Below are 26,055 nucleotides of genomic sequence, written 5' to 3'. Positions count from 1 at the left end.
TCACACCTTCGCCGTCAGCAGTTTCACCCCGGCGAATACGAAGAAGCCGCCAAGGGCCGCTTCCACAATGCGGCGGAAGCGGGTGAGGCCGGCGCGGACCATGGCGCTGGAGAGCAGCAACGCATAGGCGCCGTGGGCGGTGAAGGACAGCATGAACGAACCGGCGACGAAGAGCATGACGATAGGGGCGGGGGCATCGCCAACGCCGCCGACGCCTGCGATCGCCAGCCAGAACATGATTGCCTTCGGGTTGGAGACTTGCAGCAGATAACCGCCGGCAACCTGCCGCCGGAACGAGCGCAGCCCTGGCGTGAGTGGCGAAAGCGGCGACGGATTGAGCATCTTGCCGAAGGATTTGAACGCCAGGAAGAACAGATAACCCGCGCCCACAAAGCGCACGATCTCCATCGCATGGGCAATCTCGGCCAAAATGATCGAGAGTCCGAGCACGGTAGCGATCGAGAGCGTCATGCTGCCGCAGGCAACCCCCAGCGCGGTTGCCACAGCAGACCCGCGCCCCTGACCCATCGCCACGCCCAGGATCAGCATCACGCTCGGCCCCGGCGAAAACACGCCCACCAGCAGGATGGACCATGCGAGCATGAGTTGCGGCAGATATTCACCGAGCATGAGACGATGCTTCCAGCTTGCTACGCCGGCACGGAGGCGGATCGAGGCCTCATGCCGTCCTGCGGTTGAAGACGGACCTAGTCTACGAACAGATCAAGAACAAGACAAGCGCGAATTTTCGGAAGCTTTCCACGCGCGGTTGCTCCCCGCTCGCATTGGCCCCGCACGCCACAGACCGCAGATCGTTTGATCTCAAGCGCATCGGCTTTGCCGCATCGCCGGTGGAAAATGGTCGGCGAACCTGCGCCGGTCATAGCCGGGCTCTTCCCGCGATACCGGATTTCACGATGCGGCGTTGGCGTCCCGCTTTCTCAACTCGTCGCGAATTTCGAGCAGCACCTGAAGTTCGCTCGGGCCGGGCGGGGGATCGGCCACGGCGGCCTGCTCCTCGGCGGCCTTCCTGTGGGCCTCGGCAGCCGCGCGCATGCGGTTGATCGCCTTGACCAGCATGAACACGACGAAGGCGATGATCATGAAGTTGATGACCGCTGTGATGAAGGCGCCATAGGCGAAGATCGCGGCCCCTTCCTCGCGCGCGGCCGCAAGGCTCGCGCCATCCGGCACGGTGCCGCTGAGGACCACATACATGTCCGAGAAATCGATGCCGCCGACAATCAGGCCGATGACCGGATCGATCAGGTCGGAGACCACCGAACGGACGATCGCGGTAAAGGCCGCCCCCACGATAATGCCGACCGCCATATCGACGACATTGCCTCTTGCGATGAAATCACGGAACTCTTTCAGCATGCGTTCTGACCCCTGTTCGGCGATGCGCTGGCGCATCGCATTGATAATCGTCAGGGAATTTAGCGCAGGGACGCGCCGGCTTCCACATGGGGCGGGCGAAAAATACGGAACGGGCTGACGGGCTAGGCTTCGAAATCGCCCGGGTCGGCGCGTTCCCAGCCTTGGCCGGTCAGATGTTCCTGCGGCTGGAAGCGTTTCTTGTAGTCCATCTTCCGCGAGCCCTTCACCCAATAGCCGAGATAGACATAGGGAAGGCCCATCGCCTGGGCGCGTTCCACATGGTCGATGATCATGTAGCTGCCGAGCGAGCGCTTCACGTAGGCGGGGTTGAAGAAGGAATAGACCATGGACAATCCATCCACCATGAAATCGGAAAGCGCGACCGCCACCAGTTCGCCTTCTTCCTCTAGCAGGCCGGTCGCAACGCGATACTCGATCAGGCGGGTCTCCACATGGGTTTCCTCGACCATCACCTTGTAATCGTCGAGGCTCATATCGGCCATGCCGCCGCGCTGGTGGCGGCTGTCGAGATAGGTGCGGAACAGGTCGAACTGTTCGGCGGTGGCATAGGCCGGGCGTTCGGTGCCGATGAGATCGGCGTTTCTGGCCTGGGTCTTGCGTAGCGAGCGGCCGGGGACGAATTCACCGGCGACGATGCGCACGGAAACGCAGGCGCGACAGTGTTCGCAGGCCGGGCGATAGGCGATGTTCTGCGAGCGTCGGAACCCGCCCTGGGTCAGAAGGTCGTTCATCTCGCCGGCGCGCGGGCCGACGAGATGGGTGAACACCTTGCGCTCGCGCTCCGCCTCGAGATAGGGGCATTGCGCCGGCGCGGTCAGATAGAACTGTGGCGACTGAGTGGTCTGCGTATTCATGCCCGGCGCACCATGCAACGAAACTTAATCACAGGATGGCGCAATTCGCGGGAACGTCAACCTTTCTGATTTGCGGGCTTGTATTTCCCGCAAATCAGTACTGCGCTTCCTCGCGCACAACCACCGCTCCGATCAGGAAATCATGCAGTAGCCGCTTGCGGTCGGTGAACAGGCCCACCAGCAGGACGAGCGGCGTCAGCAGCGAGTTGAACAGCCAGAACAGCGCCAGATGTACCAGCGCGGTCAGGAAGTCGATCTTCAGCCCGTCGGAGCGCAACATCCTGAGGCCCATCACCCGCATGCCGGGCGAAGCCTGCGCCGAGCCGCCAAGGCTGAAGCCGAAATAGAGCGCCGCCACGATGAAATAGAGCACCGGATAGAGAAAGAAGGCGAGGCCGAGTGTCGCGATGCCGACGAAGAACAACACCACCGCAGCCGGCACCCAGAGGATGGCGATCACGATGTAATCGCAGATGAACGCCAGAACGCGCCGCGACAGCACGCCGGAATAGGCATTGCTGGCCGGCGGGGCCGAATAGGTCAAGTCGCGTTCAACGCTCATCTCTGTCTCCGTTGTCAATCGTGGTTCCAGACCCGATGTGGGTATTGGCTGGGGGAATGCAATAATTCAGCCCCTCGAGACTATGATTTCGCCAGCTTTTCAGCGACCTCGATCGCGAAATAGGTCAGAATTCCGTCGCAGCCGGCGCGTTTGAACGACAGCAGCGTCTCCATCATCACCCTCTCGCCGTCGATCGCGCCGCGCTCGGCGGCCATCCTGATCATCGCGTATTCGCCGGAGACCTGATAGGCGAACACCGGCAGGCCGAAGGCTTCCTTGATGCGCCAGCAGATGTCGAGATAGGGCAGGCCGGGCTTGACCATCAGCATGTCGGCGCCTTCTTCCACGTCGAGCGCTGCATCGCGCAGCGCCTCGGTGGCGTTGGCGGTGTCGATGTAATAGCTCGCCTTGTCGCCCTTCAAGAGGCCCTTGGTCGAGATCGCCTCGCGGTAGGGGCCGTAGAAGCCGGAGGAGAACTTCGTGGCGTAGGACATGATCCCGACGTCCTGGAAGCCCGCCATGTCGAGGCGCTCCCGGATCGCGCCGATGCGGCCGTCCATCATTTCCGATGGCGCGATGATGTCGGCGCCGGCCTCGGCCTGGGCGACGGCCGCCTCGCAGATATGGTCGACGGTCGCGTCGTTGACGATCTCGTCGCCGGTGAGGATGCCGTCATGGCCGTGGCTGGTGAACGGGTCGAGGGCGACGTCGGTGATCACGCCGAGCGAAGGGGCGGCCTTTTTCAGCGCCCGCGTGGCGCGATTGATCAGATTGTCGGGGTTGAGGATTTCCGACCCCGACATGTCGCGCTTTTCAAGCTCGATATTGGGGAAGGTGGCGATCGCGGGAATGCCGAGATCGGCAGCCCTCTTCGCCGCTTCCGCCAGCCGGTCGACGCTCATGCGGGAAACCCCCGGCATGGCAGGGATCGGCTCTTCGATATTCTCGCCGGGAATGACGAAGACCGGCCAGATCAGATCATCCACCGTGAGCCTGTTTTCGCGCACCAGCCGGCGGGTCCAGTCGGCCTTGCGGATGCGGCGCATGCGGCGGTGACCGGTGATCCTGTCCACGAGATGGGTCTTGTCGTTCGGCTCGCTCATTGTCTTCTCCGGCGCTTTCCTGTTCAGGTCCGGCTTGTAGCATGTCGCACCGCCCGGACAAACACGCCATTTTGTCGCTTCACGGCGTTGCGTCAGGGTTTGTAACTTCGATTTTTGAAGCGTATAAGGCGGCGATGAATTCCGAGCAGAACCGTCCGCCACAACCCAGTTTTTCGCAGATGGCCTTCATGGTCTTCAAGCGCTGCGTGGCCGTGTTCTTGATGGCGATCGCGCTTTACAACTGGGCGGAGCTGATCGGCCTTGCCGGCACGGGCCGGTTCGATCTCGTCAGTTCCAATGAGCGCGTCGTCGAGGTCGTGCTCGCGGTCGCCTATCCCGCCGCCGCGGCGGGGCTCTGGTTCGGCGTCGGCTGGGGGCTTGTGCTGTGGGCCATCGGAGCGGCCGTCGAAATGTTCTTGGTCGGGACCGCCGCCGCGCTCATCGGCATTCACGTTTTGTTGTTTGGCCTCTACGCCGCTTTCTGGATTTACCTTGCCTTCATTCGTCGGCGCTAGAATCTGCCGAAAAATGCCGTCGGGATCGATTTGAAAGCCGACAACAATTGGCCATATTGATGTGCAAGGCACATCCATAGAGGCGTCCTCGACGCCTGCGGGACAGAAGAGAACTGGATTCTATGACAAAAGACCTGAACAAGACCGTCAGGACCGTGTCGCGACGCGGTTTCATCGCCGCCGCTGCGGGCGCTGTGGCGCTGCCGAAGCTCGCCGCCGCGCAATCGGCCGTCGACGCTTTGATCAACACGCCCGGTCGCGGCAAATGGGACGAGCAGTTTGATGCCGTCACCTCGCGCGCGCAGGCCGCCGTCAGCTCCAACCAGCCGATCCTCAGCCCCAACGCGCCGATGAACATCATGCAGGCGATGGCGGAGTACCAGCGGATCAACGCCAATGGCGGCTGGCCGGAAGTCCATCCCAATGTGCCGCTCCAGTTCGGCGTCTACGATCCGTCGGTGCGCCAGTTGCGTCAGCGTCTGATCGTCTCCGGCGACCTGCCGCAGGAAGCGGGCATTTCCGATTCCTACGATTCCTATGTGCAGGGCGCGGTGAAGCGGTTCCAGGCCCGTCACGGCCTCGCCGAAACCGGCTATATCGACGAGTACACGCTGAAGGCGCTCAACGTCAGCGCCGCCGTGCGTCTCGCCCAGCTTGAAACCAATCTGGCGCGCGTCGAGGATCTCGGTTCCGATCTCGGCCAGCGCTACGTTCTGGTCAACATTCCGGCGGCCTATTGCGAAGCGGTGGAAAACAATGTCGTGGCGCTGCGCAATGTCGCCATTGTCGGGCGTCCGTCGCGGCCGACGCCGCTGCTGAACTCGAAGATTTTCGAGATCATCTTCAACCCGCCGTGGACCGTGCCGCGCTCGATCATCCAGAAGGATATCATGCCGCTGATGCGCGAGGACCCGAACTATCTCGTCGACAACAAGATCCGGCTCTATGACAACAAGGGCCAGGAAGTCGATCCGCTGACGGTGGACTGGAACGCCGAAAAGGCCCCCAACCTGACCTTCCGTCAGGATCCGGGCCCCAACAGCGCCATGGCCTCGACCAAGATCAACTTCCACAACAGGCATGCCGTCTACATGCATGACACGCCGAGCCAGTCGCTGTTCAACGACATACTGCGCTTCGAATCATCGGGCTGCGTGCGTATCGAAAACGTTCGCGACCTCGATGTCTGGCTGCTGAAGAACACGCCCGGCTGGAACCGCCAGAAGATCGAGGAAACGATCCATGCCGGCATTTCCACGCCGGTGAACCTTGCCGATCCGGTGCCGAACCATTTCGTCTACATCACCGCATGGTCGACCAAGGACGGGATCGTGCAGTTCCGCGACGACATCTACAATCTCGATGGAGCGCCGGAGCTGGCGCTGCAGACCACCACCGGCATCGAATAAACCGTTCCGGCCTATCCGACGTATTCGGTTACGAAAATGCCGCCGCTGAGCGATGCTTGGCGGCGGCATTCGTCTATTGCACGTTTTGAAGGCCGGCGTTAGAACGCAAGCGCCTTTACGGAATGCTTCCGCGATAAACCCTGAGGAGCCCGCGATGACCAGTCAGACCGCGTTTACCGAGAACTTCTTCAACCGTTCGCTTGCCGACACCGATCCCGATATCTTCGATGCGATCGGCAAGGAACTCGGTCGTCAGCGTCACGAGATCGAACTGATCGCGTCCGAGAACATCGTTTCGCGCGCCGTCCTCGAGGCTCAGGGCTCGATCATGACCAACAAATATGCCGAGGGCTATCCGGGCAAGCGCTATTACGGCGGCTGCCAGTTCGTCGATATCGCCGAGGAACTGGCGATCGAGCGCGCCAAGAAGCTGTTCGGCGTCGAATTCGCCAATGTCCAGCCGAATTCCGGTTCGCAGATGAACCAGGCCGTGTTTCTGGCGCTGTTGCAGCCGGGTGATACCTTCATGGGTCTCGATCTCAATTCGGGCGGTCACCTGACCCATGGTTCGCCGGTCAACATGTCGGGCAAGTGGTTCAACGTCGTCTCCTACGGCGTTTCCAGGGACGACAACCGCATCGACATGGACGAGGTGGCTGCGAAGGCGGAAGAGCATCGTCCGAAGCTGATCATCGCAGGCGGCACCGCTTATTCGCGCATCTGGGACTGGAAGCGTTTCCGCGAGATCGCCGATTCGATCGGCGCCTATCTCATGGTCGACATGGCCCATATCGCCGGTCTGGTCGCAGGCGGCGTGCACCCGTCTCCATGTCCGCATGCCCATGTGGTTACCACCACCACCCATAAGTCTCTCCGCGGTCCGCGCGGCGGCGTGGTGCTGACCAATGACGCCGACATCGCCAAGAAGGTCAATTCGGCCGTTTTCCCCGGCCTGCAGGGCGGTCCGCTGATGCACATCATCGCCGCCAAGGCCGTTGCCTTCGGCGAGGCGCTGCAGCCGGAATTCAAGCAGTATGCCGAGCAGGTGGTGAAGAACGCCCGGGCGCTCGCCGGCTCGCTGATGGAAGGCGGGCTCGATGTCGTCTCCGGCGGCACCGACAACCATTCCATGCTGGTCGACCTGCGCAAGAAGAACGCCACCGGCAAACGCGCGGAAGCCGCCCTTGGCCGCGCCTACATCACCTGCAACAAGAACGGCATTCCCTTCGACCCGGAAAAGCCGTTCGTGACCTCGGGCGTCCGTCTCGGCACGCCGGCCGGCACCACGCGCGGCTTCACCGAGAAGGAATTCGCCGAGATCGGTTCGCTGATCGTCGAGGTGCTCGACGGGCTGAAGCAGGTCAATTCCGACGAGGGCAATGCCGCCGTCGAGGCTGCCGTGCGCGACAAGGTGGTCGACCTCACCGCGCGCTTCCCGATGTATGGCTATATGGGCTGATGCGCTGCCCGTTCTGCAATTCGCCTGATACCCAGGTCAAGGATTCGCGCCCGGCGGAGGACAACACGTCCATCCGCCGCAGGCGCGTCTGTCCGGATTGCGGCGGGCGCTTCACCACGTTCGAGCGCGTGCAGCTGCGCGAGCTCGTCGTGGTCAAGAAGAACGGCCGCAAGGTGCCGTTCGACCGCGACAAGCTGGTGCGCTCCTTCGAGATCGCGCTGCGCAAGCGCCCGGTCGAGCGCGAACGCATCGAGCGGGCCGTCTCCGGCATCGTCCGGCGTCTGGAAAGCTCGGGCGAGCCGGAAGTGCAGTCGGAGGAAATCGGCCTTCTGGTGCTGGAAGCGCTGAAAAACCTCGATGACGTCGCCTTCGTCCGCTTTGCATCGGTCTACCGCGATTTCTCCACCACGGAGGATTTCGAGGAGATCATCACCGAGTTCTCGGCCAAGATCGCGCGCGAAACCGGCGTCCAGCACGACTGAATTTCAGCAAAACACTTGCAAGCCGCCTGCGCCCATGGTTTAGCGGCACAACGAGCGCTGTCGCGCGAAATTACTGACCGCATCCTGACAGGATTGCGAGGAGCATCATGACCACGGAAAAGACCGCCAACCAGCGGGGCGCAGCACGCCTTGCCGCCGTTCAGGCCCTCTACCAGATGGATATCGGCGGAACCGCGCTTGCCGACGTGCTGGCCGAATACGAGGTTTACCGCCTCGGCAAGGAAGTCGACGGCGACACCTATCTGAAGGCCGATCCGGCCTGGTTCCGCGCGATCGTCACCGGCGTCGTCAAGGACCAGAAGACCCTCGACCCGATGATCGCCGGGGCGATCTCGGAAGGCTGGACGCTGTCGCGGCTCGATTCGACGCTGCGCGCCATTCTGCGCGCCGGCGTTTTCGAAATCGTCACCAAGCCCGACGTGCCGACCGCCGTCATCGTCACCGAATATGTCGAGATCGCCACCGCCTTTTTCGAAGGCGAAGAGGGCAAGCTCGTTCACGCGGTGCTGGACCGCATAGCCCGCCGCGAACGCGGCCAGCCCAACGCCAACTGATCCTGACAGACTGCGTATCATCTCCGCAAACGGCGCCGCATAGCCCCCGATCTTCTCGCCCCGGAGGGGAGAGATGTCGCGAAAGCGACAGTGAGGGGGGAGACCATCCCCGCGAACGCCCTCACGATTTGAAACGCTGAACCACCCTCACAGCCCCTTTCGGGGCATCTCTCCCGCCAGCGGGAGAGAGTATTGGGAGCAAGGTTCGGGTCCCATATTCAATCGTCGACGCCGGTTGCCGGGGCGTCGCTGTTACTCCCCGATCGCGATGCCCTCGCGTCTCGGATCGGCACCGCCGTAAAGCATGCCGTCCTCGATGGCGATCGCCTGCAGCCCGGACGTCTGCGGGCCGATCTTCACCTTGTATCCCATCGCCTCTAGCGGCCCTGCCATCGCCTCCGCATCGGTTCCGGCCTCGATGTCGTAAGTTCCGAAGCGGTTGAGGAGGTGCGGCATGGCGACGGCCTCCTGCACGTTCATGTCCCAGTCGAGATAGGCGATCACGGCCTGCGCCACATAGCCGATGATCGAGCTTCCGCCCGGCGAGCCGATGACCAGCGCCGGCTTGCCGTCCTTCATCACGATCGTCGGCGCCATCGACGAGCGCGGCCGCTTGCCGGGCTCCACGCGGTTGGCGATCGGATAGCCGGCCTCGTCATGGGTGGCGAAGGAGAAATCGGTGAGCTCGTTGTTCAGCAGAAAGCCGGATTTGGTCATCAGCCGGCTGCCGAAGCCGTTTTCGATTGTTGAGGTCATCGAAAGCGCGTTGCCCTCAGCATCGACGATGACGATCTGGGTGGTGGAGGGGAGTTCGATGGCGGTGCCATCGCCATAGCGGATCATGGCGTGGTCCCAGGCGGGGAGGCCGGGTTCGACCGTCTCCAGAGCCTTGTCGCCATCGAGCAGCTTCGCGCGCATCCTCAGATAATCCGGCGCGACGAGGCCGTTCAGCGGCATCGGCACAAAATCGGTGTCGGCCATGTAGCGGCCGCGATCGGCGAAAGCGAGGCGCGAGGCGTCGCCGATCAGCCGCCAGCTTTCCGGATTGTCCGGCCCGAGCGACGCGAGGTTCTTGTCGGCGGTAAGCCCGAAGATCTGGCCGACGGTGAGCGCGCCGGAGGAGGGCGGGCCCATGCCGCAGACGTCATAGCTGTGATAGGCCACGCACACCGGCTCGCGTTCGACCACGCGATAGGCGGCGAGATCCTCCAGTGCCAGCAGCCCCGGATTGCCTTCGGCCCCTTGCACGGTATCGACGATGTCTTCGGCGATCGAACCGGAATAGAAGGCCTCGGCGCCATTCGCCGCGAGCGCCGTCAGCGTCTCGGCATAGGCCGGGTTCTGGAGCAGGGTGCCCGCGGCAAGCGGCTCGCCGCCCGGCAGGAAATAATCAGCGGTGGTGGTGAAGCGGCCGAGCCGTTCGCTGTCGTCGGCGATCTGGCCGGCAAGGCGGGGCGAAACGGCGAAGCCGTCTTCGGCGAGCGCGATCGCATCATCGAACAGGCTCTGCCATTCGAGCTTGCCCCAGCGCTCATGCGCCGCCTCCATCAGCATTGGCGTGCCGGGCGTGCCGACCGAGCGGCCGCCGACCACGGCATCATAGAACTGAAGCGGCTCGCCATTGTCATCGAGGAACAGTTTCGGCGTCGCCGCGCGCGGCGCGGTCTCGCGGCCGTCCAGCGTCGTCAGCCGGTCGGTTGCGGCGTCATACCAGACCAGAAACGCGCCGCCGCCCATGCCGGAGGATTGCGGTTCGACAAGGCCCAGAACCGCCTGCACCGCGACCATGGCGTCGGCGGCGCTGCCGCCCTCGGCGAGCACCCGCGCGCCGGCCTCCACGGCAAGCGGATTGGCGGCTGCCACCATCCATTTATCTGCCTCTATGGGCCTGCCTTCCGCCTTGGCGGCAAGGGCCGCTTCGACCTCGGGCGAGACGGCGGAAAAGCCGGCCTCCGTCGTGCCGATTTCCGGGGCAACCGAGTCGGCAGCCTGCTGGGCCGCGACCGGAACAGTCAACAGCGCAACGAAAGCGCTGCCCGCAATCAATCTCATCATTCCCCTGTCTCCTCTTTCTGCGCTTGATGCGCGCAAGCTTGAGCAGAGTGCGCCAGAAATACTCGGCCGCGTCAAGGAAGGCTGCGGCAAAGCGGGAACTTATGGGGACGCTCGACTGTTATAGTAGTGATAGTTCTCCAGAGGTTCTCCTCAATGTCTTCCAAAATCGCGATCATCGGCTCCGGCCCCACCGGGATCTACACGCTCAAGGGGCTGATCGGCGAGCATGCGCCGCTAGAGATCACGATTTTCGAGCGCGAGGACATGCCGGGTAAGGGCATGCCCTACCAGCCGCACATCAATGACCGGGCGATGCTTTCCAATATCGCCAGCATCGAAATTCCGCCGATCTGCGAGACCCTGACCGGTTGGCTGCGCCGCCAGGACGACGATGCGCTCCAGGAATTCGGCATCGCCCGCGACGCGATTGCCGAACGCACCTTCTACACCCGCGTGGTGCTCGGCGAGTATCTTCAAGCGCAGTTTTTCGGGCTCGTTCAGCAGGGGCGCGAAAACGGCCACAGGATCGCGGTGAAGGCCGCGCATCGCGTGTCCGACATCGCGCTGATGCGCGACGCTATCGAACTGACGGTGGAAACGCCGGCCGGCGACTACGAAAAGGCGGTTTTCGATCATGTGGTGCTGGCAACCGGCCATGACTGGCCGGAGGCGACCGAAACCCGTCCGGGCTATTTCGTCTCGCCCTGGCCCGCGCCGGCGCTGAAGTCGATCCCGGCCTCAAAGGTCGGCATACTTGGCACCTCGCTTAGCGGCATCGATGCGCTGATCACGGTCGCGACCGCCCATGGCGGTTTTCTGCTCGATGATCAGGGCGATCTGCAATATCAGCCGCATGCCGATACGGAAGGCTTCCACGCGACGATGATGTCGCGAAAGGGCATTCTGCCGGAAGCGGATTTCTACTGCGAAATTCCCTATCGCCCGCTGGTCTTTTGCACCGAGGAGGCGATCGAGCGGCTGATCGCCACCCATGAACACGGGTTGCTGGACGCCATTTTCGAGCTTTTCAGGCAGGAGCTGACGCTCGCCGATCCTGATTATGCCGCACGCATCGGGCTTTCCATGCTGTCGGTCGAAACGCTGGCGCCGGCCTATTTCCACGAACGTCAGACGGCTGATCCGTTCGCCTTCGCTGCGCGCAACCTCGCGGAAGCCGAGATGAACCAGCAGCGCCGGTATACAGTCGAGTGGCGCTATGCGATTCTCCGCATGCATGAGGTGATCGCAAAGGCGATTCCGCATCTGGACGCCGCCGATCTCGAGCGCTTCCACAGGCACTTCAAGACCGTCTTCGTTGATGACTACGCCACCGTACCGCATGATTCCATCCGCAGGCTGCTGGCGCTCCACCGCGCCGGCAAGCTTGAGGTCCGCGCCATCGGCGATGATGCCGAGATCGACAATGAGAGCGTTCAGCGCGGCGCCGTCGTGCGTTTTGCGGGGCAGGAGCTGGGCTTCGACGCCTTTATCGACGCGACCGGCCAGAGCTCGCTTTCGGCCCGCGATCTGCCCTTCCCCACGCTGGTTGCCCAGGGCGTGGTCAGCCCGGCTTCGACGCGAGGCAGTCTTATGGCGGAGGAAATGGTGCGCACCGGCGGCGTCGATCTTGATGCGGCCTTCCGCCCGATCTTCACCGAAAACCTCTCGCGCAACCTCTATTGCGGTTCGATCTCCTTCCTGCTGCACAAGCTGCCCTTCGTGCAGGGCATTACCTCGGCTCGCGACATCGGCGACGTGATTTCAGCCGCGATCCTCGAAAGCGAGGCCGAGGGCGCGCTGACGGCCGCCTGACGGCTCAGGCGGCGCGGCTGGCGATATCGCCGGTTGCGATGAAGCCGGGTTGCTCGATCGTGCAGTAGATGCCGAAATTGCGCCGGTTGTGGCGCAGCAGCGAGCGCAGGATATCGGCGTTTTCGGAGATCTCCGGCTGCGGCGCGATCGTCATGCCGCAGCGGCGGGTTTCCTCGAAGCCGACAATCAGCGCCTTGCCGAGTTGCAGCCTCTGTGTGATCCACTCCTTTTCCGGAAAGCCCGCCAGCCCCGGCGTCTTCAGCACCACATTCGGGCGGAACCGCCGGCTTGAGACATCGTCGGTCCCGGCGAGGGTGGCAAGGTGCTTCAATCCGTCGGTGGTGACCAGGTGGATCGGGGAAGGGAGATAGCGGTTGACGGCAACCGGGCCGGAATCATCGGCGTTGCGCGCGTAGGGTCGCACCTCGACGGCGAAGCCGAAATGGGCGGCGAGCCTTTCCGCAAGCCCTGCATCGTCCACGCCCGTCCGTCCGCCGTCGGGAAAGCCGATCTCCGGCCGGTTGTCCTCGCCAAGTCTGGCGCTGAGAAACAGGGCGGGCCGCCAGCGCAATTCTTTTTCGGGGGCTGCGGGCGCTCCGGTTTCGGCATCGCAGATGCACCAGGCGCGATCGAAGGCAATGCCATCGCTGCCGAGCACGGCGGAGGTCAATCGCTCTCCGCCGAGCGAACTGACCGGGTAGCGCCAGATTTCAATGATTTCGCCAAGCGGCTCCATTCTGCCCTCTTTCGTGGTTTTCAGCCTGTTCGAAACCCGACCGTAGCCTGTTGGTTCCCTTCATGCCTCAAAAATCACCGACCCGACAGCGCCCGTTTTACCGCCGCATCGATCAGCTCGATCCCGCGCGGAATATCGCTGGAATCGATCGAGCCGTAGCCGAGCCGGAAAAGCGGGCAGGGCTCGGGCGGGTTTTCGAAGAACACCGCGCCGGGTTCGATCAACACGCCGTCTGCCTTCAACTCCTCGGCGAGCCTTGCGCTGTCGAGCCCGTCGGGGCCTCTCAGCCACACGCTCGCCCCGCCGGCCACCGCCGCGCTTTCGAGCGTGAGGCAGCTTTTCGCAAGCGCCTGATCCAGAACCGCGCGCCGCTTCACCATCGCGCCAAGCAGCCGCACGATATGGGCGTCATAATGGCCGAGCGCCAGGAAATAGGCGGTGATGCGCTGCAGGTGGCCGGGCGGATGGCGCAGCAGCATCGTCCTCAGCGCCCGCGCCTTGGCGATCAGCGGGGCGGGCGCCACCAGATAGCCGATCCTGAGGCCGGGAAACAGCGACTTCGAGAAACTGCCGATATAGAGAACGCGGCCCTCGGTATCGAGCGATTTCAGCGCCGGGGCGGAGGGGCCGAGATAGGACATCTCGAAATCATAATCATCCTCGACGATCACGAAATCCTGGGCGGCCGCGCGGTTCAGCAGATCCTGGCGGCGGCCGAGCGGCATGGTCGAACCGGTCGGAATGTGGTGGCTGGGCGTGATCATCACCAACCGCGTATCCTCCGGCAGCGTTTCCGGATTCAGGCCGAGCGAATCGACCGGCAGGAAGGTGACAGGGCTTTGTGAGCGGCGCAGCGTCTCGGCGATATCGGGGTAGCCCGGCTCCTCGGTCACGGCCCGCCGGTCGGCCCGGCAAAGAAGCTCCACCGCGATATAGAGCGCGTTCTGCGCGCCGAGCGTGACCAGCACCTCATCCGGCCGGGCATGGATGCCGCGCCGGGGCAGGGTGTTGGAGCAGATATAGTCGATCAGCAGCGGATCGTCGTTGCCGTAGCGATCGGTGGAAAGATCGCCGAAATCGCGGCTGCCAAGCGCGCGGCGGGCGCAATCGCGCCAGGCGTAGTGATCGAAGAGCCGCGGATCGGGCTGGCCGTAGATGAAGGGATAGCGATAGCTGCGCCAATCCGCCGGCTTGCGGATCACCCGCCGTGGCGGCGGATGGTCGGCAAGCCATTGCGACCAGTCAAGCGAAGCGTCGCCCGCCGTCGCGCCGGCGACTTTCAATCCGCGATGGGGCGCGGTGGCGGCGACCGCGACGCCCGAGCGCGGCAGGGTTTCGAGATAACCCTGGCCGACCAGCTCCTGATAGACCAGCGTCACCGTCATGCGCGAGAGGCCCAGCGCTTCGGCAAGTTTGCGGCTCGACGGCAGGCGGGTGCCGGGCCGCGCGCCGCTTTCCAGGATCGCGCGCACAAGGGCTGCCGCGAGCCGCCCCTGCAGGGTCGACGCGTCGGCGGCGCGCAGGAAAATGCTCTCGGCTGCGATCGTGTTTTTCATCTGGACCTAACGAAGCTGCAAACTGGACATATCGCGGAACCGCGCTTGCTGCAATCTTGACGGCCGTCAAGCGACCGCGAATTCAATCAAGCGGCGCACTAATCCAAAAGTAGGGGACTACACATGACCATTCTCACCCGTTTTGTGACCGGCGCCGTGGCCGCGCTCGCGCTGAGCCTGCCGGCCGCCGCAACCGAATACCGCATTGCCGTGGGCGACGGCGCGGGCGGCACGCAGGAAGCGCTCGGCCTTGCTTTCATCGAAGCGCTGGAGCAGGAGTCCGGCGGTGAAATGACCGGCAAGCTGTTCCTCAACGGCCAGCTCGGCGACGAGCAGGACACCGTGACGGCGGCTGCCACCGGGACGCTCGATTTCTCGATCCTCGCGATCAACAATATTACCCCGTTCTCGCCGTCGGTCGGCACGCTGACGCTGCCTTATGTGATCCTCAGCCAGGATGACGCCGAGCAGCTTACCCAGGGCGAGATCGGCCAGCAGATGATCGAGCAGACCATCGAGGATGCCGGCGTGCGCATCATCGGCTGGGCCTATTCCGGCTTCCGCGTGCTGACCAACTCCAAACGGCCGGTTTCCACCGTGGAGGATCTGCAGGGCCTGGTGATCCGCGTTCCCAAGAACGAGATCATGATCGAGACCTACAAGAGCTGGGGCGTGAACCCGACGCCGATGGCCTGGGGCGAAACCTTCGCGGCCCTTCAGCAGAAGGTCGTCGACGGCCAGGACAACCCCTACATGACCGTCTATGCGATGAAGTTCGACGAGGTGCAGAAGTATATCACCAACCTGCACTACATCTTCTCGATCGAGCCGCTGATCATCTCCGAAGCACTGTTTGAAAGCCTTTCGGAAGAAGAGCAGCAGCAGGTGCTGGCGGCAGGCGAAGCCGCGACCAAGGCCTCGTCGGAATTCCTGCGGGCCGAGGAAAGCAAGATCAAGGAGGAACTCGTCAGCCGCGGCATGGAGATCACCGATCCGGCCAATAACGAGCAGGAATTCATCGATCTCGCCACCACGGCCGTGTGGCCGAAGTTCTATGATCAGATCGGCGGCAAGGACGTGCTGGACAACGTGCTGACCTCGCTCGGCCGCGAACCGGCGAAGTAATGGGTGAGGGGCGCCGGGCGCTGTCCGTCGCCGCCAAGGCTCGTCTCCCTCTCCGCGTCATGCTCGGGCTTGACCCGAGCATCCAGGCCACTCGGAAAGCACTGCCTGGACCCTCGGGTCAAGCCCGAGGGTGACCCGAGGAGGGGATGCGCTTGAGCAACTGCCGCTGGCATGCCCCGCGCCCCTCCCGCCATCGCCGTCCACGCCAATCCTCCCGAGGTTGCCATGTCCGCATTCTGGTCGTTTGTCGACAAGTTCGAAAGCCATGTGTGCCGTGTGCTACTGGCCGTGTTCGTGACGCTTCTGTTCGTCCAGATCGTCGCCCGCCAGTTGTTCGGTTTCTCGATCACCTGGATCGAGGAGCTTTCGGTCATCCTGTTCGTCTGGTTCGCCTATTTCGGCGCGTCCTATGCGGCGCGGATCGCCGCGCATAACCGCGTCACCTTCCAGTTGAACGCGATGTCGCGCAAGAAGGCCCGCATTGTCGAGGCGATCGGCGATGCGTTCTGGATCGCCTTCAACGTCGTTTTCATCATCGAATCGATCGATTTCATCGGCCGCCTGAAGCCGTTCGTGAAGGCCCAGACGCTGGGCTGGGAGATGCGCTACATCTATCTCGCGCTGCCGATCGCGTTCACGCTGATGACGATCCGCATCCTTCAGGTCAACTACATGAAACTGGTGATGGGCATCGACCCGGCCGATCCGGACAAGGCGAGCGTGGAGGCCGCGATGGAATTCGCCGCCGACGAGCAGCGCGCCTATGAGCGGAGGCACCCCTGATGGACGGCTGGCTCATTGAAATCCTGTTCGGCGCGTTCTTCGGCCTTTTGATCCTCGGCGCGCCGATCACCGTGGCGCTCGGCGTAGCCTCGCTGATCGCCATGCTCTATCTCGGCGACAACCCGATCAAGATGGTGCAGATGGCATGGTCTTCGGTTGGTTCCTTCCCGCTGATGGCGCTGCCCGCCTTCATCCTCGCCGGCGCACTGATGGAAGCCGCTGGTCTGTCGCGCAGGCTGATCGCCTTCGCGGAGAGCCTTGCCGGCCCGTTTACCGGCGGGTTGGGCGCTGCGACCGTGATGGCCTGCCTGTTCTTCGGCGCGATCTCGGGCTCTGGTCCTGCAACCACGGCCGCCGTCGGCATGCTGATGATCCCGGCGATGGCGCGTCAGGGCTACGGTCCCGGCTATGCGGCCTCGGTCACAGCGGCGGCGGGTGGTCTCGGCATCATCATTCCGCCCTCGATCCCGATGGTGATCTTCGGCATTTCGGCCATGGGCATGCAGCCGCCGCCGGAAGCGGTCGAGGCGCATGGCGTGTTCCAGTCGGTGTCGATCTCCAAGCTGTTCATCGCGGGCGTCCTGCCGGGCGTGGTGATGGCGGGCGGTCTTTTGACCATGAACTATATCCGCTGCCGGATCCGCGGCTTCCACGGTTCCGACGAGCCGTTCTCGCTGCGGCGCGTTGCCAGCGCCGGCTATCACGGCTTCTGGGCCTTGCTTGCCCCGGTCGTGATCCTCGGCGGCATCTATTCCGGCTATTTCACGCCGACGGAGGCCGCGATTGTCGCGATCTTCTACACGCTGTTCGTGGGCGCTGTGATCTATCGCGAACTCGATGTCCGTCAGGTGATCAAGGCGCTCGACACCACGACCTGGCTTGCCGGTCGCGTGCTGCTGGTGCTGTTCGCGGCCACGATCTTCGGTCGGATACTGGTGGAAAACGATGTGCCGGGCGTGATTGCCGGCGGCATCCTCTCGCTCACCGACAATCTCTATGTGATCTGGGCCATGGTCATCGGCCTGCTGCTGATCATCGGCATGTTCATGGAAACGCTGGCGGCGATCATGATCCTGGTGCCGGTGATGCTGCCGGTCGCCTACATGATGGGCATCGACCCGGTCCATTTCGGCATCGTGATGATCTGCACGCTTTCGGTCGGCTTCCAGACCCCGCCGCTTGGCGAGAACCTGTTCATCGCATCCGGCATTTCCGGGATCTCGATCGAGCGGATCAGCCTCAGGGCGATCCCGTTCGCGATCGCCTCGGTCATCGCAATCTTCATCATCGCAAGCTTCCCGGCAATCTCTCTCTGGCTGCCGCGGATGATGGGCTACTAGGGCAAGGAAAACTTCCATGACTGCAAATAACAAGAAACTGTCCGCCGACGATCTGAAGGCCACGTTTGACGCCTTCAACCGCCACGACATCGACGGGGTGATGACCCATTTCGCCGATGACTGCGTGTTCTTCACCGTTGCCGGCGATCATGAGTACGGCAACCGGATCGAGGGCAAGGAGGCGATCGCCAAGGCCTTTGTCGGGGTCTGGACCGCGATGCCGGACGTCCAGTGGGCCGATCACAGCCATTTCCTGTCGGAGGACGGCACCCGCGGCGTCAGCCAGTGGACCTTCCGCGCCACCAATCCCGACGGCACCCGGACCGAGGTTCAGGGCGTCGACCTGTTCCGGATCAGGGACGGCCAGATTGTCGAGAAGCAGGCGATCCGCAAGCAGCGGCCTGCAATACCCGCCAAGTGATGTGAGACGATCATGCAGGTCAACGCAAAACGCCTGGGATCGAAGCCCTTCGATCCGCATTATGATCCCCTGACCGACCGCACCCTCGGCCCGGGCAGCGATTACGCGCCGACCTATTGGATCGGCACCGCGGGCGAAACGCCCGAGGACGACGGGCCCGTGACCGGCGACATGGATGTCGACGCCGTGGTGATCGGCTCCGGCTATACCGGGCTTTCGACCGCGATCCACCTTGCCAAGATGCACGGCATCACGGCGACCGTGCTGGAGGCGAATGGTGTTGCCTATGGCTGCTCCACCCGCAATGGCGGGCAGGCGCAGATCAGCGCCGGCCGGCTGAAGCGCAGCCAGTGGATCGAGCGCTGGGATCTTCCGACCGCACGCGCGCTGCACGACGAGATGGTCGAGGCCTTCGATCTGTTTCGCGGGCTGGTGCGCGACCACGCGATCGCCTGCGAACCACAGGATGGCGGGCATTATTACATCGCCCACAAGGCGAGCGCGATGCCGTCGCTGGAGGCCGAGACGCGGCTTTTGAACGACAAGTTCGGTTATGGCGCGCGGATGCTCTCCCGTGAGGAATTGCATGAGACGGTCGCCCGCGACATGGAGGCCCATGGCGCGATGTGGGAGCCGGATGGCACCGGCATCCATGCCGCGAGGCTCGCCTTCGGCTATCTGCGGGTCGCCCGCGAACTGGGCGCGAAGGTACATACCGACAGCCCGGTTCAGGCCTGGGAATACAAGGACGGCGTCCACCATCTGAAGACCCCGCGCGGCACGGTGCGGACGAAGCGCGTGGCGGTTGCCACCGCCGCCTATGCGCCGCGCGGCCTGCATCCGCGGGTCAAGGACCGGCTGTTGCCGATCATGTCCAACAGCGTCGTCACAAGGGTTCTGACCGAGGATGAGCTGAAGTCCGTGGGCATCAAGAAGCTTTCGCCGCTGACCGATACCCGCACGTTGCGCAACTATTACCGCCTGTTGCCCGACAACCGGCTGCAGATCGGTTCGCGCGCCGCGATCACCGGCCGCGATGCCTCCAATCCGGCGCATCTGAAAGGGCTTCGCGATGCCATTGCCCGCAAGTTCCCGGTGCTGGCCGATGTCGAGCTCGACTATAGCTGGTGGGGCTGGGTGGATGTCTCCCACGACATGATGCCGCGCATCACCGGCATGCCGGATCTGCCCGGCGCCTATTATTCGCTCGGCTATGGCGGCAACGGGGTGATGTATTCAGCGATGGCCGGCCGCCGCATGGCGCAGCTCGTTGCCGGCGAGCCGATCCCCGACCTGCCGATCTACGGCAATGAACTGAAACACGAGGGCTGGAAAACGCCCTTCCGCCGGCTCGGACAATGGGGCCTCTATCAACTCTATCATTACCGTGACGAGCGGAAATAAGGAAAAATACCGATGAAAATGACCACCGAGGAAGCCTTCGTCAAAGTCCTGCAGATGCATGGGATCGAGCATGCATTCGGCATTATCGGCTCGGCCATGATGCCTGTCAGCGACCTGTTTCCGAAGGCCGGCATCACCTTCTGGGACTGCGCCCACGAGACCAATGCCGGCCTGATGGCCGACGGCTTCACCCGCTCCACCGGCAAGATGTCGATGGCGATCGCCCAGAACGGCCCCGGCGTCACCGGCTTCGTGACCCCGGTCAAGACCGCCTACTGGAACCACACGCCGCTGCTGCTGGTGACCCCGCAGGCCGCCAACAAGACGATCGGGCAGGGCGGTTTTCAGGAAATGGAGCAGATGCGGCTTTTCGCCGATTGCGTCAGCTATCAGGAAGAGGTCCGCGACCCCTCGCGCATTCCCGAAGTGCTGAACCGGGTGATCATGGAAGCCTGGCGCAACTCCGCGCCGGCGCAGATGAATATTCCCCGAGACATGTGGACCCAGGTGATCGATGTCGACCTGCCGCAGGTTGTCGCCTTCGAGCGTCCGGCGGGCGGCGAACAGGCGGTTGCCGAGGCCGCGAAACTGCTTTCCGAAGCGAAGTTCCCGGTGATCCTGTCCGGCGCAGGCGTCGTGCTGTCCGGCGCGATCCCGGATCTGATCCAGCTTGCCGAACGTCTCGATGCGCCGGTTTGCAGCAATTACCAGCACAATGACAGCTTCCCCGGCTCGCATCCGCTGGCCATGGGCCCGCTCGGCTATAATGGCTCCAAGGCCGGTATGGAGATCATCGCCAAGGCCGATGTGGTGCTGGCGCTCGGCACCCGCCTCAACCCGTTCTCGACCCTTCCGGGCTATGGCATCGATTACTGGCCGAAGGATGCGAAGATCATCCAGGTCGACATCAATGCGTCGCGCATCGGGCTCACCAAGAAGGTGACCGTCGGCATCCAGGGCGATGCGGGCAAGGTGGCGCGCGGCATTCTGGCCGGGCTTTCCGCCAATGCCGGCGATGCCGGGCGCGCGGACCGCAAGCATCTCGTCTCCCAGACCAAGTCGCGCTGGGCGCAGGAATTGACGAGCCTCGATCACGAGGATGACGATCCGGGCACGGAATGGAATGCCGGCGCGCGCACCCGCGACGCGGAGCTGATGTCGCCGCGCCAGGCCTGGCGCGCGATCATGCAGGCGGTGCCGAAGGAGGCGATCGTCAGCAGCGATATCGGCAACAACTGCGCGATCGGCAATGCCTATCCGACCTTCGAAAAGGGCCGGAAATATCTGGCGCCCGGCCTGTTCGGTCCCTGCGGTTACGGCTTCCCCGCGATCCTCGGCGCCAAGATCGGCAACCCGGATACGCCGGTGATCGGCTTTGCGGGTGACGGCGCATTCGGGATTTCCATGAACGAGATGACCGCCTGCGGTCGCGACCCCTGGCCGGCGATCACCATGGTGATCTTCCGCAACTATCAGTGGGGCGCGGAAAAGCGCAACACGACGCTTTGGTACGACAACAACTTCGTCGGCACCGAGCTCGACCGTGACACCTCCTATGCCGCGATCGCCAAGGCCTGCGGCGCGCACGGCGTCCAGGTCCGCAGCCAGCAGGAGCTCACCGAAGCGCTGACGGCGGCCGTGGAGCGGCAGCTCAAGAACAAGGAAACCACCTTCATCGAGGTGCTCCTCAACCAGGAACTCGGCGAACCCTTCCGCCGCGACGCGATGAAAAAGCCCGTCGTCGTCGCCGGCATCGATGCCAGTGACATGCGCCCGCAGAAGGGTGCTGCCTGAGTGTCAGGCTGAGGCCAAGCAGAAAACAATCTCCCCCTTGAGGGGGAGATGCCCCGACAGGGGCAGAGAGGGGTGAACCTTATCGGCAAATTCGGAGCTTGCGGCTTTTAGGGCTTGCGCCCTTTACCCCTCTCTGTCGCTTTCGCGACATCTCCCCCTCAAGGGGGGAGATTGGGGCTGAGGGGTTGTCGCTCGGCGCTGGGTCGGTAGCTGACGTCCAGTTCGTTTCGGCCAGAACGCTCCGCCGCATAAAGTCAATCACGACTATCCTGCTTCGGCTTTTCCGGCCGAAACGTATAGCCCGTCTCCACCGCCGCCAGACCATACTTGCCGCGCAGGCGGTCGATGGCGTCCTCGGCTGCGGCGCGTTTGGCGGCGCCCGGGTCGACGAGGTCGGGCGGGTCGGCGGTGGCGGGGTCGCAGAGGTCGGAAATGCCGATGCCGATCAGGCGGTATTTCGTGCCGTCGGTCTCGTTTTTCAGCATTGAAAGCCCGTTGGAGAAGATCCGGTCGGCTAGCTGGGTCGGCGCGCTCAGATGGCGGTTGCGGGTGCGGATCTTGAAGTCCGCTGTCTTCAGTTTCAGCACCACCGTATGCCCGGCAAAGCCGGCCGCCTTGGCGCGGCGGGCGGTCTTTTCGCTCAAGCGCCTGAGGATGGCGCTTAGCTCCTCAAGGTCGGAAATGTCGGTGTTGAACGTGGTCTCGTTGGAGATGCTCTTGGTTCCCCGTTCCGGCTTGACGGAGCGCGTGTCCTCGCCGCGGGCGAGGTGGTAGAGCCTCGGGCCGATCACGCCGTAGCGGCGCAGCAGCTCGTTCTTCTCCATGGTCTGGAACTGGCCGATCGTGGTGATGCCGTCGCGCTTCAGCGTTTCGGTAAACGCCTTGCCCACGCCCCAGATCATGCCGACCGGCTTGTCGGCCAGAAAGCTCTTGGCCTCCGCCTCGCCGATCACCGAGAAACCGCGCGGCTTGTTGAGGTCGGAAGCGATCTTGGCGAGGAATTTGCAGTAGGATAGGCCGATGGAAATGGTGATGCCGAGTTCGGCCTCCACGCGCTTGGCGAAGCGGGCGAGCGTGACGGCGGGGCTTGCCCGGTGCAGTTTCTCGGTGCCGGAAAGATCGAGAAAGGCCTCGTCGATCGAGAGCGGTTCCACCATCGGTGTCAGTTCCAGCATCATCGCCCGCAACTGGCGACCGACGGCGACGTATTTTTCCATGTTCGGGCGGATCACCACCGCATCCGGACAGGCCTCCAGCGCCTTGAACATCGGCATTGCCGATTTCACGCCGCTGATTCGGGCGATGTAGCAGGCGGTGGAGACCACGCCGCGCTTGCCGCCGCCGATAATCAGCGGCTTGTCGGCAAGCTCGGGATTGTCTCGCTTCTCGATCGCGGCGTAGAAAGCATCGCAATCGATATGGGCGATCGACAGTGTGTGCAGTTCGTCATGGCGCAACAGCCGGGGACTACCGCAATGGCGGCAGCGACGCGCCGCGCCCGCGGTCGCCTTCAGGCAATCGCGGCACAAGGCTTCCGGAGTGGGCGTCGTTTCGGCCATGACCATCAGAACAAAGGTTGAACAGCCGAAATTACCGCCGGGACTGCAGTAAGGCAAGGAGCGGCGCGATGGCGATCAACCGTTTTCGGCAATGTGGCGGCGGATCAGCCGGTCGGCATGGTCCCAGCCGGTCGCGACCACGGAGGGGGCCTCGGTCTTCGGCGCCATCGCGCGATAATCGTCGTTGATCAGCAGGTTGATGGTGAGTGCGTCCGGCAGGGATTTTGCAACCGATCTGCAATTGTAGAGCATGTCGTCCACGAAGATCAGAGCCGGCGGGTCCTTGCTGCAAAGCGCGCTCAACACCTCGCCCTTCGGTTCCTCCGACGCGATCAGCGGAAACCCGAATCCGTAGCGGGACAGCAAGCGGCGGCGCGCGGCGCGATGGCGCGGCGGCATGGCCGTGAGTAGCAGGACGTCGGCGATGTCGCCGAGGCCGTCGAGCGTTTCGCGCGCGGCGTCGAACGGCTCCTGCCATTCCTCCTGGGCGTCGTAGAATGCCGACAGGAAAGCGCCGACATCAGCATCGGGAATTTTCTCGCCTGTGGCAAGGGAGGTCACATTGCCGTTCAGGCTGAAGGTCTCGAGCAGCAGTTCGTGGTCGTTCGCTTTCAGGAAGGCCTTGAACGGGTCGAGGAATTGCAGCACGACCTCATCGACATCGACGACCACCAGAGGGCGGTCGCCAATCTTCAGGCCGGAAAGATCCTCGTGTTCAACGTCTACCGTTTTCAATCGACCTGTCCGCCATATTCGAGCTTCTGCCAGGCATAGGAAACCGTTTCCGGCTTGACGTTGCAGTCCTGGCAAAACGCCATCAGGGTCGGCTCGTGCCCGGCGATGAAGCCGATCATGGCGCTTTCGAAGCCGGGACTTTGCGAGAGCGCGCGCAATTCGCCGATATCGATTCCGGTGAGCGCGCAAAACCGGTTCAAAAGCTCCGGCTCGCCGGAAAGCCACACCAGAATTTCGACGGCCAGCGCATGCTCGCGCGAGGGATTTTCAGATGGATCGGGAAAATTCTGCACGCGGATTTCCGTTTCTTAACCAAATCGGCCTAAACTTGGTCGATGATGCGCTCATAATTCGGTGAGAGCGATTCTAGCGTTTCACCGGCGCGTTGCAAGCCGGACCATGGGCCGGTGCCAGGGGATTGCGTCAGATGGCGAAACAGGTTCTGATTGTAGAAGATAACGATTTGAATATGAAACTGTTTCGCGATCTGGTGGAAGCTTCTGGTTACGAGGCGGTGGAAAGCCGCACGGGCGCCGATGCGGTGGAGCTGGCGCGGCTGTTCAAACCGGGGCTCATCCTGATGGATATCCAGTTGCCGGAGCGCTCCGGCATCGACATCGCCCGCAGCTTGAAAGCCGATGCCGAATTGGCGACAATACCGATCGTCGCGATCACGGCGTTCGCCATGCGCGGCGATGAGGAGCGCATCCGCGAGGCCGGGTGCGATGCCTATCTTTCCAAACCCGTTTCGGTGCCGAACTTCATCAAGACCGTGAGAACCTATCTGGGCGATGCCTGAGGAAACGACCGTGAACAGCTTCGGCGAAGAAAGCATCGTTCTGATCGGCGGCGAGGGGGCTGTGGCCCAGACGCTCGCCGCGATGCTGAGTTCGTGGCCGATCGATTTCTACCAGGCCGATTTTTCCGACAGCGACGGCATGATGGCGGCGGTCAATGCAGCAAGCCTCATCCTTGTTGCCGTCGATGACGAGGACCCCGCGCCGGCGCTCTCCTGCTGCGGGATCCTGAAGGAACATGATTCGGGCATTGCCGCTCCGGTCGCGATCATCACGCCGGAAAAGGCGGATGCCGGCCTCAGGCTGGCGGCGCTGCGCGCCGGCGCCGATGACGTCATCGGGCTGGAGCACAATCTGAATGCCGCCGCCGCGCGGATTTCGGCGCTGCTGCGCTACAATGCGCTGCAAAAGGAAGCGGGGTCATGGGAGCGCGCAGCGGTGCGCACCCAGGCCGATCCCGTGCCGGATGACAATGTGAAGGTGCTCGTGGTCGCCGAGGACGCGGCGCTGCGGCAGGATATCCTCAAATCCATGCTGTCGCTGACCACCACGATTGCGACCGGAGACCTGCCGGAGGCGCTGTATCTGGCCGCGAGCCATCGTTTCGATCTGGTTCTGGTTCACGGAGGGCCTCAGCTTTCCGACGCGATGCGGATCTGCGGCCAGCTTCGCTGCGTGCCGGGCATGCGCTTCGTGCCGCTGTTCGCGCTGTCCGAGCCGGGCGGGTTGTCGGTCGTCTCCAGCGATGCCGCCCGCAGCGCGGATGATTGCATGGACTGGCCGGGCGAAACCGGTGAGCTGGTGCTGCGGGCGCTCTTACATCTGCGCCGCAAGCGCTTCATCGAGACCATGGGTGCCGGCATGACCGATGCGGCCGCAGACGCGCCGCCGACCGAAGCCAGCGAAGGGCTTCTGGCGCCGGATGGCTTCGCCCGCGCGCTCAACACGCTGAAGCGCGAGGCGAGCGAGGCCGGAGAACCGCTTTACATGGGCGTGCTGCGGGTACCCGAAAGCGTGGCCGACGAGAGTGCGCAGGCCGTGGCATCGCTGATCCGCTACCACCTGCGCGGCCGCGAGGCGGCGAGCCATGTCGAGGCAGGTCTGTTTGCAATCCTATATCCGGACCGGGGCAGGGATGATGCCGAGCATGCAATTCATGCGCTGCACGCCATGCTGGATGCAAGCTGGCGGCAGATCGCCGACGAACGCGCCCGCGCGGGGCTGCTCGGCTCGGCGGATGGCGACGATATCCCGGTGTTCAAATCGGCGCTGATGGAAGTGGGGTAAAGCCCCTCGGAGCATTGCTGGATGCAGCGAGCCGCTCTGTTGGCCCGCTGCCTGACATAAAAAGCGAACTTCACTTTCCCGTTCGATGATCTAATCGAATAGAGTTCACGTAATTAACCATAAAATAGACTGAATTGAGCGCGAACCGTTAAAAACGGTTGATTATTTTCTGTGTGCGTTCAAGTTTACTTTAGCTGCTTTAAGCAGTTGCCCCATGATGCTCAGGTCCGCCGCATCTCCTGGTCTCGTGGGGTCGGCCGGCCGACGGTAACAGGCTTCCTCGTGCCGTTT

Annotated in this window: 25 protein-coding genes; 14 read left to right on the top strand and 11 right to left on the bottom strand. The window is 63.2% G+C overall.

Annotation, left to right across the window (positions count from 1 at the left end; translation table 11 throughout):
* The 5 genes from V6767_RS01755 to hemB all read right to left on the bottom strand — a co-directional run bounded on the left by V6767_RS01755 (position 1) and on the right by hemB (position 3,920).
* Positions 1-630 carry a LysE family translocator gene (locus V6767_RS01755; protein ID WP_448471826.1) on the bottom strand — a complete coding sequence of 210 codons (630 nt, stop codon included), beginning with the start codon at positions 628-630 and terminating at the stop codon, positions 1-3.
* Positions 631-912: 282 nt separating this feature from the next.
* On the bottom strand, positions 913-1,380 hold the full coding sequence (mscL, locus tag V6767_RS01750; protein ID WP_448471825.1) for a large conductance mechanosensitive channel protein MscL: 468 nt from the start codon (positions 1,378-1,380) through the stop codon (positions 913-915).
* 122 nt (positions 1,381-1,502) lie between these two features.
* Positions 1,503-2,255 (bottom strand): arginyltransferase, encoded by a 753-nt coding sequence (locus tag V6767_RS01745; protein ID WP_448471824.1) that lies wholly within the window; start codon positions 2,253-2,255, stop codon positions 1,503-1,505.
* 94 nt (positions 2,256-2,349) lie between these two features.
* Positions 2,350-2,817 carry an RDD family protein gene (locus tag V6767_RS01740; RefSeq protein WP_448471823.1) on the bottom strand — a complete coding sequence of 156 codons (468 nt, stop codon included), beginning with the start codon at positions 2,815-2,817 and terminating at the stop codon, positions 2,350-2,352.
* Between the two features lie 80 nt (positions 2,818-2,897).
* Positions 2,898-3,920 carry a porphobilinogen synthase gene (gene hemB, locus V6767_RS01735; protein ID WP_448471822.1) on the bottom strand — a complete coding sequence of 341 codons (1,023 nt, stop codon included), beginning with the start codon at positions 3,918-3,920 and terminating at the stop codon, positions 2,898-2,900.
* 134 nt (positions 3,921-4,054) lie between these two features.
* On the opposite strand from hemB, the gene V6767_RS01730 reads away from it, so the two are divergent.
* From V6767_RS01730 to nusB, 5 genes are all read left to right on the top strand, one after another.
* Complete coding sequence (locus tag V6767_RS01730; protein ID WP_448471821.1) at positions 4,055-4,435, top strand: DUF6163 family protein; 381 nt, start codon at positions 4,055-4,057, stop codon at positions 4,433-4,435.
* Positions 4,436-4,557: 122 nt separating this feature from the next.
* Positions 4,558-5,844, top strand: coding sequence for a L,D-transpeptidase family protein (locus V6767_RS01725; protein WP_448471820.1), 1,287 nt, complete (start codon positions 4,558-4,560; stop codon positions 5,842-5,844).
* A 154-nt stretch (positions 5,845-5,998) separates the two neighbouring features.
* Positions 5,999-7,303, top strand: coding sequence for a serine hydroxymethyltransferase (glyA, locus tag V6767_RS01720; protein ID WP_448471819.1), 1,305 nt, complete (start codon positions 5,999-6,001; stop codon positions 7,301-7,303).
* The gene (gene nrdR, locus V6767_RS01715; RefSeq protein ID WP_018067664.1) at positions 7,303-7,785 is read left to right on the top strand and encodes a transcriptional regulator NrdR; all 483 of its coding nucleotides are present in this window, start codon (positions 7,303-7,305) and stop codon (positions 7,783-7,785) included. Before glyA ends, nrdR begins: the two co-directional genes overlap by 1 nt.
* A 107-nt stretch (positions 7,786-7,892) precedes the next feature.
* Positions 7,893-8,360: a transcription antitermination factor NusB gene (gene nusB / locus V6767_RS01710; RefSeq protein ID WP_448430960.1), complete on the top strand. Its 468-nt coding sequence runs from the start codon at positions 7,893-7,895 to the stop codon at positions 8,358-8,360.
* Between the two features lie 252 nt (positions 8,361-8,612).
* Here nusB and ggt read toward each other — a convergent pair whose 3' ends face one another.
* Positions 8,613-10,415, bottom strand: a complete 1,803-nt coding sequence (gene ggt, locus V6767_RS01705) for a gamma-glutamyltransferase (RefSeq protein ID WP_448471818.1) — start codon at positions 10,413-10,415, stop codon at positions 8,613-8,615.
* 153 nt (positions 10,416-10,568) lie between these two features.
* On the opposite strand from ggt, the gene V6767_RS01700 reads away from it, so the two are divergent.
* On the top strand, positions 10,569-12,227 hold the full coding sequence (locus V6767_RS01700) for an FAD/NAD(P)-binding protein (RefSeq protein ID WP_448471817.1): 1,659 nt from the start codon (positions 10,569-10,571) through the stop codon (positions 12,225-12,227).
* Between the two features lie 4 nt (positions 12,228-12,231).
* On the opposite strand, the gene V6767_RS01695 is transcribed toward V6767_RS01700, so the two are convergent.
* Positions 12,232-12,963: an MOSC domain-containing protein gene (locus tag V6767_RS01695; protein WP_448471816.1), complete on the bottom strand. Its 732-nt coding sequence runs from the start codon at positions 12,961-12,963 to the stop codon at positions 12,232-12,234.
* 74 nt (positions 12,964-13,037) lie between these two features.
* A complete protein-coding gene (gene pdxR / locus V6767_RS01690) occupies positions 13,038-14,519 on the bottom strand; it encodes a MocR-like pyridoxine biosynthesis transcription factor PdxR (protein ID WP_448471815.1) in 1,482 nt (493 codons plus the stop codon).
* 123 nt (positions 14,520-14,642) lie between these two features.
* Between pdxR and V6767_RS01685 the strand changes: the two genes are divergently transcribed.
* The 6 genes from V6767_RS01685 to xsc all read left to right on the top strand — a co-directional run bounded on the left by V6767_RS01685 (position 14,643) and on the right by xsc (position 21,386).
* Positions 14,643-15,644, top strand: a complete 1,002-nt coding sequence (locus tag V6767_RS01685; RefSeq protein WP_448471814.1) for a TRAP transporter substrate-binding protein — start codon at positions 14,643-14,645, stop codon at positions 15,642-15,644.
* A 225-nt stretch (positions 15,645-15,869) separates the two neighbouring features.
* On the top strand, positions 15,870-16,427 hold the full coding sequence (locus V6767_RS01680; RefSeq protein WP_448471813.1) for a TRAP transporter small permease: 558 nt from the start codon (positions 15,870-15,872) through the stop codon (positions 16,425-16,427).
* Positions 16,427-17,767 carry a TRAP transporter large permease gene (locus V6767_RS01675; protein WP_448471812.1) on the top strand — a complete coding sequence of 447 codons (1,341 nt, stop codon included), beginning with the start codon at positions 16,427-16,429 and terminating at the stop codon, positions 17,765-17,767. Before V6767_RS01680 ends, V6767_RS01675 begins: the two co-directional genes overlap by 1 nt.
* Positions 17,768-17,804: 37 nt before the next feature.
* On the top strand, positions 17,805-18,188 hold the full coding sequence (locus V6767_RS01670; protein ID WP_448431503.1) for a nuclear transport factor 2 family protein: 384 nt from the start codon (positions 17,805-17,807) through the stop codon (positions 18,186-18,188).
* 12 nt (positions 18,189-18,200) lie between these two features.
* Positions 18,201-19,592, top strand: coding sequence for an NAD(P)/FAD-dependent oxidoreductase (locus V6767_RS01665; RefSeq protein ID WP_448471811.1), 1,392 nt, complete (start codon positions 18,201-18,203; stop codon positions 19,590-19,592).
* Positions 19,593-19,604: 12 nt separating this feature from the next.
* Complete coding sequence (gene xsc / locus V6767_RS01660; RefSeq protein WP_448471810.1) at positions 19,605-21,386, top strand: sulfoacetaldehyde acetyltransferase; 1,782 nt, start codon at positions 19,605-19,607, stop codon at positions 21,384-21,386.
* A 254-nt stretch (positions 21,387-21,640) separates the two neighbouring features.
* Here the strand turns inward: xsc and V6767_RS01655 are convergent, their stop codons facing one another.
* The 3 genes from V6767_RS01655 to V6767_RS01645 form a co-directional block, all read right to left on the bottom strand.
* Complete coding sequence (locus tag V6767_RS01655; RefSeq protein WP_448471809.1) at positions 21,641-22,951, bottom strand: DNA polymerase IV; 1,311 nt, start codon at positions 22,949-22,951, stop codon at positions 21,641-21,643.
* Between the two features lie 69 nt (positions 22,952-23,020).
* Complete coding sequence (locus V6767_RS01650) at positions 23,021-23,680, bottom strand: hypothetical protein (RefSeq protein WP_448471808.1); 660 nt, start codon at positions 23,678-23,680, stop codon at positions 23,021-23,023.
* Complete coding sequence (locus V6767_RS01645; protein WP_448471807.1) at positions 23,677-23,973, bottom strand: DUF3572 domain-containing protein; 297 nt, start codon at positions 23,971-23,973, stop codon at positions 23,677-23,679. The genes V6767_RS01650 and V6767_RS01645 overlap by 4 nt, the downstream gene beginning before the upstream one ends.
* Positions 23,974-24,107: 134 nt before the next feature.
* On the opposite strand from V6767_RS01645, the gene V6767_RS01640 reads away from it, so the two are divergent.
* Together V6767_RS01640 and V6767_RS01635 are read left to right on the top strand one after the other, a co-directional pair.
* Positions 24,108-24,479: a response regulator gene (locus tag V6767_RS01640; RefSeq protein WP_448429839.1), complete on the top strand. Its 372-nt coding sequence runs from the start codon at positions 24,108-24,110 to the stop codon at positions 24,477-24,479.
* A gap of 10 nt (positions 24,480-24,489) precedes the next feature.
* Positions 24,490-25,764 carry a hypothetical protein gene (locus tag V6767_RS01635; protein ID WP_448471806.1) on the top strand — a complete coding sequence of 425 codons (1,275 nt, stop codon included), beginning with the start codon at positions 24,490-24,492 and terminating at the stop codon, positions 25,762-25,764.
* Positions 25,765-26,055 lie beyond the last annotated feature (291 nt).

It is taken from the genome of Martelella sp. FLE1502, from assembly GCF_053484255.1.
This window is presented reverse-complemented; position numbering and strand designations above follow the sequence as displayed.

What these genes read in the sequence shown, in the direction of transcription:
- ggt (WP_448471818.1), bottom strand. Translation starts at nt 10,415, where the DNA reads ATGATGAGATTGATTGCGGGCAGCGCTTTCGTTGCGCTGTTGACTGTT.
- V6767_RS01685 (WP_448471814.1), top strand. Translation starts at nt 14,643, where the DNA reads ATGACCATTCTCACCCGTTTTGTGACCGGCGCCGTGGCCGCGCTCGCG.
- mscL (WP_448471825.1), bottom strand. Translation starts at nt 1,380, where the DNA reads ATGCTGAAAGAGTTCCGTGATTTCATCGCAAGAGGCAATGTCGTCGAT.
- V6767_RS01665 (WP_448471811.1), top strand. Translation starts at nt 18,201, where the DNA reads ATGCAGGTCAACGCAAAACGCCTGGGATCGAAGCCCTTCGATCCGCAT.
- V6767_RS01675 (WP_448471812.1), top strand. Translation starts at nt 16,427, where the DNA reads ATGGACGGCTGGCTCATTGAAATCCTGTTCGGCGCGTTCTTCGGCCTT.
- V6767_RS01730 (WP_448471821.1), top strand. Translation starts at nt 4,055, where the DNA reads ATGAATTCCGAGCAGAACCGTCCGCCACAACCCAGTTTTTCGCAGATG.
- V6767_RS01680 (WP_448471813.1), top strand. Translation starts at nt 15,870, where the DNA reads ATGTCCGCATTCTGGTCGTTTGTCGACAAGTTCGAAAGCCATGTGTGC.
- V6767_RS01655 (WP_448471809.1), bottom strand. Translation starts at nt 22,951, where the DNA reads ATGGTCATGGCCGAAACGACGCCCACTCCGGAAGCCTTGTGCCGCGAT.
- V6767_RS01695 (WP_448471816.1), bottom strand. Translation starts at nt 12,963, where the DNA reads ATGGAGCCGCTTGGCGAAATCATTGAAATCTGGCGCTACCCGGTCAGT.
- V6767_RS01745 (WP_448471824.1), bottom strand. Translation starts at nt 2,255, where the DNA reads ATGAATACGCAGACCACTCAGTCGCCACAGTTCTATCTGACCGCGCCG.
- glyA (WP_448471819.1), top strand. Translation starts at nt 5,999, where the DNA reads ATGACCAGTCAGACCGCGTTTACCGAGAACTTCTTCAACCGTTCGCTT.
- V6767_RS01755 (WP_448471826.1), bottom strand. Translation starts at nt 630, where the DNA reads ATGCTCGGTGAATATCTGCCGCAACTCATGCTCGCATGGTCCATCCTG.
- nrdR (WP_018067664.1), top strand. Translation starts at nt 7,303, where the DNA reads ATGCGCTGCCCGTTCTGCAATTCGCCTGATACCCAGGTCAAGGATTCG.
- xsc (WP_448471810.1), top strand. Translation starts at nt 19,605, where the DNA reads ATGAAAATGACCACCGAGGAAGCCTTCGTCAAAGTCCTGCAGATGCAT.
- V6767_RS01640 (WP_448429839.1), top strand. Translation starts at nt 24,108, where the DNA reads ATGGCGAAACAGGTTCTGATTGTAGAAGATAACGATTTGAATATGAAA.
- nusB (WP_448430960.1), top strand. Translation starts at nt 7,893, where the DNA reads ATGACCACGGAAAAGACCGCCAACCAGCGGGGCGCAGCACGCCTTGCC.
- V6767_RS01725 (WP_448471820.1), top strand. Translation starts at nt 4,558, where the DNA reads ATGACAAAAGACCTGAACAAGACCGTCAGGACCGTGTCGCGACGCGGT.
- hemB (WP_448471822.1), bottom strand. Translation starts at nt 3,920, where the DNA reads ATGAGCGAGCCGAACGACAAGACCCATCTCGTGGACAGGATCACCGGT.
- pdxR (WP_448471815.1), bottom strand. Translation starts at nt 14,519, where the DNA reads ATGAAAAACACGATCGCAGCCGAGAGCATTTTCCTGCGCGCCGCCGAC.
- V6767_RS01740 (WP_448471823.1), bottom strand. Translation starts at nt 2,817, where the DNA reads ATGAGCGTTGAACGCGACTTGACCTATTCGGCCCCGCCGGCCAGCAAT.
- V6767_RS01700 (WP_448471817.1), top strand. Translation starts at nt 10,569, where the DNA reads ATGTCTTCCAAAATCGCGATCATCGGCTCCGGCCCCACCGGGATCTAC.